Source organism: Marilutibacter spongiae, assembly GCF_014145325.1.
In the GTDB taxonomy this organism is placed as follows: domain Bacteria; phylum Pseudomonadota; class Gammaproteobacteria; order Xanthomonadales; family Xanthomonadaceae; genus Marilutibacter; species Marilutibacter spongiae.
The window spans coordinates 1-6,173 of sequence record NZ_JACHTF010000029.1; the positions used below are offsets into that span (position 1 = coordinate 1).

At 61.6% G+C, this 6,173-nt stretch carries 9 protein-coding genes; all 9 read right to left on the reverse strand.

Going from position 1 to position 6,173, the window contains the following annotated elements; genetic code table 11:
• Nucleotides 1-103 precede the first annotated feature (103 nt).
• Complete coding sequence (locus tag H4F98_RS16460) at nucleotides 104-364, reverse strand: hypothetical protein (RefSeq protein ID WP_182688916.1); 261 nt, start codon at nucleotides 362-364, stop codon at nucleotides 104-106.
• Nucleotides 365-426: 62 nt separating this feature from the next.
• On the reverse strand, nucleotides 427-843 hold the full coding sequence (locus H4F98_RS16465) for a hypothetical protein (protein ID WP_182688917.1): 417 nt from the start codon (nucleotides 841-843) through the stop codon (nucleotides 427-429).
• Between the two features lie 334 nt (nucleotides 844-1,177).
• Complete coding sequence (locus H4F98_RS16470; protein WP_182688918.1) at nucleotides 1,178-1,594, reverse strand: hypothetical protein; 417 nt, start codon at nucleotides 1,592-1,594, stop codon at nucleotides 1,178-1,180.
• A complete protein-coding gene (locus tag H4F98_RS16475; protein ID WP_182688919.1) occupies nucleotides 1,591-2,352 on the reverse strand; it encodes an alpha/beta hydrolase in 762 nt (253 codons plus the stop codon). The genes H4F98_RS16470 and H4F98_RS16475 overlap by 4 nt, the downstream gene beginning before the upstream one ends.
• 204 nt (nucleotides 2,353-2,556) lie before the next feature.
• Complete coding sequence (locus tag H4F98_RS16480) at nucleotides 2,557-3,024, reverse strand: hypothetical protein (RefSeq protein WP_182688920.1); 468 nt, start codon at nucleotides 3,022-3,024, stop codon at nucleotides 2,557-2,559.
• Between the two features lie 76 nt (nucleotides 3,025-3,100).
• The gene (locus tag H4F98_RS16485; RefSeq protein ID WP_220479263.1) at nucleotides 3,101-3,535 is read right to left on the reverse strand and encodes a hypothetical protein; all 435 of its coding nucleotides are present in this window, start codon (nucleotides 3,533-3,535) and stop codon (nucleotides 3,101-3,103) included.
• A gap of 794 nt (nucleotides 3,536-4,329) precedes the next feature.
• Nucleotides 4,330-4,656 carry a hypothetical protein gene (locus tag H4F98_RS16490; protein ID WP_182688922.1) on the reverse strand — a complete coding sequence of 109 codons (327 nt, stop codon included), beginning with the start codon at nucleotides 4,654-4,656 and terminating at the stop codon, nucleotides 4,330-4,332.
• A 78-nt stretch (nucleotides 4,657-4,734) separates the two neighbouring features.
• Nucleotides 4,735-4,992 carry a hypothetical protein gene (locus tag H4F98_RS16495; RefSeq protein WP_182688923.1) on the reverse strand — a complete coding sequence of 86 codons (258 nt, stop codon included), beginning with the start codon at nucleotides 4,990-4,992 and terminating at the stop codon, nucleotides 4,735-4,737.
• 607 nt (nucleotides 4,993-5,599) lie between these two features.
• Nucleotides 5,600-5,959, reverse strand: coding sequence for a hypothetical protein (locus tag H4F98_RS16500; protein ID WP_182688924.1), 360 nt, complete (start codon nucleotides 5,957-5,959; stop codon nucleotides 5,600-5,602).
• Nucleotides 5,960-6,173 lie beyond the last annotated feature (214 nt).

Genomic DNA, 6,173 nt, shown 5'->3' on the forward strand with positions numbered 1-6,173 from the left:
CAACGAGGAGCGACCCAAGAAGGTGCTCGGCGGACTGACCCCGAGCGACTACGCCAGCCAGCTGGCATCCGCTACGATTGATCCCGGACTCTAAACCGCCTTGCTACTGAAGGCGGGGGGACGTCGAGCCCTCAAGTGGCATTACGACGTAGTCGAGCGCCTTTTCCCGCTTTAGCGCGAACTTGATGGTGTACGAGACGGAGTAGAGCGCCTCTACCGTCTCTTTGTACTTCTCGGAAGTGTTGGGGTTACCATCGCCATCAACCATGAGAAAGTTGAACGCAGGCACCCCAACCTCAACGACCGACTTTGCGGAGGGCCTGTATGGAGTCTTCAGATCGCTTTTAAGGTCGATCTTGTCCACGAACCCGCCTATGACGGCCAACACCTTGAGTTAAGCCTCGCCGAAGGCGTCGGCTTGAACGATTAGTTGGGCCGATCGTAGCATCGGGCCGCGAGCATCTTTCCGCTAAGGTCGTAGTAGAGCCGCAGTACGGTGAAAGGCTCCCCAAACGGCGCCACCGCAGTGTAGCCGCCTGCCGATACGGCCATGCCAATCCATCCAGCATGGGGCGGAGCAAAAAGGTATTGCCGCACCTTGACGTCCTCACCGTCAAACCCCGTTCCGGGTTGATCGAGGTCAGGCGCGCCAAGTCTTGAGTGCACAGCGTCCTCAGTGAGCCCAACCAACGGATCAATCGAAGCAGGACACTTCACTAACGCGATCGATTCACTGGCGCGCGCGGCGGCCAGTTCGACTGCCAAGTCCCCGAGTAACTTTTCAGCTTCTGGCGAGGCGGGGCTGTTGAGCGCGAGAGCAACCAGGGTAGTGGCAAGGTACATTGACGGCCTAACGCCTTATGTCTTCCAGATTGCCTACTGTAGATGCCGAGAGCCCCGCGTGCGAGCCCGAAAACGCGTCGGTGTCAGCACCACCGTAATTCAGCCGGGGCCGCACGCCGGATCTCGCGCCCTGCGCCCGAACAGTTGGTCGAGGTTGCCCTCGAACTGATAGGCGTGGGCCTCGGGCGCGATGCTCTTGACCCTTCGACCGTAGCGGAGAATCGTGATGACGGCAGCAGGGATCGACTTGGGGAAGCAGGGGTGAGGGTACCGTTTCCAATCTCGCGTAGAGAAAGTCCACTCTGACCCCTGTTTTGAAACGGCCGAGAGCTCGTCAGCTTTCAGAGTGATCGAAAACGACACGCCGTGCCCCGGGGTCGGAACGAAAGCGGAACTCCGACTTGTATTCGCACACGCAGGCTGCGAACTCGCCCGAGGGCGCATGCAGGTCGTAGGAAAGCCGCAGGGTATCGTCCGACAGCTTGTACCTGGGTGCCCGGACCGAATAGCCGCAGCTTGCCGGGTGGCTGACTCGGAGCATGAGACCGGGCTGCAACCCGGAGCGTTGGAGGGTCGTCCCGTACGGCCGATCCTCGGGCCAGTCATCACACCCCAGGAAGCGGAATTCCAGACCGAGCTGATCGGTGGGGTCGGAGGGCGACTGCCAGCCGCGCGCAGCGCCAAGCCAGAGGCCGCCGGCAACGGCGGCCGCCACGAGGGCTATCCACGCGAGGTGCCTGCGTCCGATCATGCTTGCCCCTCCGGGGCTTGCATCGGGCTGCCAGACGGTGCGGCCAGGCTTTGGAACACGGATTCGTCGGCTGGAACCCCACGCGCAAACGCGACAACCGCCTGGGCGGCTTGCTGCGTGGATGCCTGCAGGAGCAGGTGCGGTCCCGCGAGCCTGACCGTTCGGCATGATGGCAGGTGCGTGGAAAGCCGGGCCGGGGCCGAGCTGGCCAGGAGTCGGTCATGACTCGCGACGAGCTGCAGCGTTGGCATGCGGACCAGGCCCAGCAAGCCGGAAACGTCGACGCGCAGTGCCGCGGCAGCCCGCGCGCGGAGCGCGGCCGGGCTGACCGAATGGAGCGCGGCGCGGAGTTGCCGCTGCAAACCCGGGGTGGCCCATTGTCCGAGAAGCGACCAGGAAAGCAACGGCATGGGCGGTCGGGCGGGCGCGAATCGAACGAGCGATGCCAGCGGCGACAGGCCGCGAACCGGAGACCGGGCAAACGTGGTCGACAGCACCACCCCTACGAGACCCGGCGGAGGATCGGATGAGATCCGGATCGCCAAGGGTCCCGAGAAAGACTCGCCCAGCAGTACGAAAGGCGTCGACACGGGCAGTTGCGCCCGGGCAATCGGCTCCAGCTCTGCATAGCCCAACGGACGGTCGGGCGGGTAGGCGACCGCTCGGGCGGGCACGCCCAGGCCGCTCATCGTGGAGCAGAAGTCTTCGAGCAGTGCTGAAGTGCCGTCCAGCCCCGGCAGGATCACGACAGATGCCATGTCAGTCTTCGGGAGTGCCGGATCGGCCATCAAGCGCCGTCGCGTTGGGTGGATCCTTGATGACAATCTGGCGAGCCCATGTACGGAAAGGGGTCAGAGTACCGTTCCTCAACTCTTGGAGAGAAAGCCTACTCTGAACTCTGTTTTGCCAGGGATGGAAAGCCACGAGACGAAGCGAATTCGCCTTGAAGGAGTTTCCGGAGATCAGCGTACTCGCTGGAAGTACTCGCGTACATGCAGATCCGGCATGCCAGGCACCGTGCTGCCGGCATACACCCAGACCGTATCCCGGTCCACGAAATTGAAGGTGGTGGCATCGATATCCTGGTCGAAAGGTCGCCGTGCCGACCAAACGACCATTGAGTCGTTGCAAAGGAGCACCTTGTATGACTTGCGCTCGTCGAAACCAGCGAAGGGGCGGATCTGTCCGGAGACGGGAACCTCGATGTCGGGCATGGCGATGTGTAGCTCGCTACTCGAGAACGTGAGTGTCATGTGGCCAAACAGAGCATCAAGGAACGCCTCTGTCTTGGGCTGGATCCTGGAGTTTTCCCTGGCAAAAGCCATCGACATGTCTTTGTCTGACCTCCAGGTGCCGGCCAACTCATTGCCGCACGCGCAGGCTTGTCCAAGCGGCAAAAGGCCAAGTGCGAGGGCGAAGAGAAGTTTCATGAGGGTCATTACCTGAGTCGGACTGGGCCGCTGGGGTCGTCGGTGCGCGCGAAGCGGGTGTGGCCTGAACGAACTGCTAGCCGCCTACCCCGGTGAGCATATAGGTGAAGTATTCGCCGTACACGCCGCGACCTGCAAATGATGCGGCCGACACGTGCGGGCGATAGGCATCGGATGCTTCGGGAGGCCCTGCTGTCTCCCAGTGGTCTGGATTCCCCAGACACCAGGGGCATAGCTCGATCATCAGTGCCACGACAAAACAGACCTCCGGGTCTTGGCAGGCCGAACCCCCCAAGCTGGCGTAAGCCTGCTCGCATAGTTCTTGACCATCGGGAATGCCTTCGATACCGGTAAGCGACGGCGGCTCGATGTTGCCGTACCAGCAAAGGAAGAGAAGCCTGAGCGCTGTTTCCCTATCGCGGCAGCCAGCAATCCAGCGCTGGCGAAGTAGTCCGAGTGACCGTTGCAGCACGGGCGCCCCCATTGCTCCAAGATGGGGGCGCTCAGCCACGTCTATTTCAGCTAGAGATGGGGTCATCGTGGGCCGCCGATACCTGGGCCGAGCCGGGCCGCGAAGCGGGGGCGGATTCGACGAATTGTTGGCGCCTGCGTTTGCGGAGCACCGCAGATTCCGGTCTGGATACGCCCGGTAGCAACAGCGAGTCCAGGTAATCTGGATCGTGCCAGTCATCCCAAGGGATGTGGGCATGGTACGCAGACAACAGTGCTTGGACATTTGCGGAGCCCACGATCCTGGCACCGACCCAGCCGGAGCCACGAAACGCTTCATATGGGCGCTCTCTCGGCTCCAATGTGATGGGGCCTGAACTCTTGACTGCCCACGCGCCGCTCTGGAGGAGGTCCGGCGTGACAAGCAGGGCGGCGAGTGGCTCTGGCGCAGAAATGATCTTCCCGCCTGCCACGACCCCCGCAGTAAAAAGGCACCCAACTGCATTCAGAGCGTCAGGTTCAAGGCTCAGCACTTGGCCGACTGCCATCGAGCCGTCGGGTAGCGGCACGCCAAAGATGTCACCGGGAGAAAATTTCTGGTGCATGCACTGGAAAGCTGGCACGTGGATCAGGCCGAGTGGTGGTTGACGGGTGGGCAGGCGCCGCCGGGACGCTGGGGTCGGCGTACTTTTCCTCGCCTCATACTGGGAAAGCCTGCTCTGACCCCTGTTGTGGAAAATGCGGGAAAGTGGCACAGGGTCAAGAACGTGGAGCGACGTTGCATGTACCTCTCCGCAGGTGCCCTGGCCTGCGTTGAGCCGAGCCGCGGCGTCGGCATGAATGACCCGTCAGTGCTCACTCCGTGTAGCCGAAACGGCTGACATGGATCGAAAGAAGGTCATCAAGAGACCTTGTCTCTGTCAGGATGGGTTCGATGGACACCCGTGACAAGTACAAGCGCAGGACTTCTGCCAACTGTCCCTGGCGGGAGCGGCTGGACAGATATCCGGGAATGCTCACGACTGGCTCGGTTGGAACGAGCTTTAGCAGAAATCCGGCGCTGTCGTAGGCAACATACTCGCCGTTGCGCACGTCAACAGGCTCAAGGTAGCGAGCGGCGGCGTCCACGGATGGGAAGACGCAGATGTCTCCGCTTTCAACAACAACAATGGGTGGCTGCATTGTCTTTCGTGTGCCTTGACGCCTGGAGCGAGCCGGGCCGAGGAATGGATTCGCTTGAATGAATTGCCGGGATGCGGCTCACTTGGTGTGCTTGAACTCTGTGAAAAACGCCTTGTGGGCAAGGCCGACGATTATTGGTGCGGCGATCAGGACGACAATGAATACGCGGTTGCCGAAGTCGGTGTCGCATGACACTACCGAGTATCCGCCATGACCGCATCGGATGACATGGGGAGGCTCCTGGCTGGCCTGCCAGAGCAGCAAGATCACCGCCCCCGTGATTCCCAAGGTGACGGCCAGAAGGATCAGGGCAGGAATGTGGATGCTACGCTTCATCTCTCATCAGCCTGGCACCGTGGTGGAGCCTCGCCACGAAGCGGTTCCGGCTTGAATTGATACCGGGCATTGAGCCCGTAACGCACACACTGAAGGGTGCAGAGTAATGCACCTGACCTGCCAGATCCTCAAATTGCACGCGGTAGCGCAGCGCGCCAGAGATCGGGGTGCCCTCCGGGAGATAGAGCAAGAACTCCGTCTCGTCGCCGGGACCGACAGAGACAGTTGCCAGAGGCAGGGGGCCGTGTCCGGCAGGGCTCTTGTACGCTTGTGCAGGATCAGATGTGCCGCTCAGGATTGAGTAGTACGGCCAACCCATCCGGAACGGTGGACCCGACTCGCCCTGCGCCTTGATACGGAGCTTTCCCGGCCCGGAGTTGTGGACTTTGAGCAGAACGGAATGGTCCTGGCCAAGGAGCCCGCAGCTCGCAGCAGTGGAGCTTACGCGTGACGTGACAGATGAGGTCGGGGTTGGAGTGAGCGCGCAACCAGCGACCAGGAGCATCAGTAACAGCGCGCCTGCTTTCATATGCCTAACACCCGAGTTGCGCCCCGCCGCGAAGCGACGTTGGCTTGGACGAATTGCTGGATGCCACCCTCGTGCTCCTTAATCCACGAACACGGTATGGACTTCTGCGAGGAGATGCTTGCCACGAAAGAGCCCCACAAGGTCGACACCTCCGCGTCCTCGGCGCGGCATACACCAGACATGGCGCAGTTCATCACCTGGTGCAATCTTCTCGGTCAGCTCCCGCCATTCCTGACGCTCATTGATGCGCGGCGCACCCACCGATCCTGCACTCGCAATGGCTTGATCCTGCGTAAGCGGAACCGACACCACACACTTCGGGAAGCGAAAACGCCCCTCCAGCTCCTGGACGTTGACGGCTGGCCGCGTGTCGATCAACGGTTTGACCGTCGAATGCGCGCAGGCAGACACGGCGAACGCGAGGATCAGGATTCCCACCAAGTGCATTCGAAGGTGCATATGACACCCAATACTTGAGTTAGGCCGGCCCGCGAAGCGGCTTCGGCTTGAATGATGAAATGGACTCCTCCCGCGTCGCCACACGGCTTCGATGAGCCAGACCGATACTGGATCGGGACACGGGAGCACGAGAGGAGTCCACGCCATGCATGCTACGACCGTCGCCATCGACTTGGCAAAAGAGGTGTTCGAG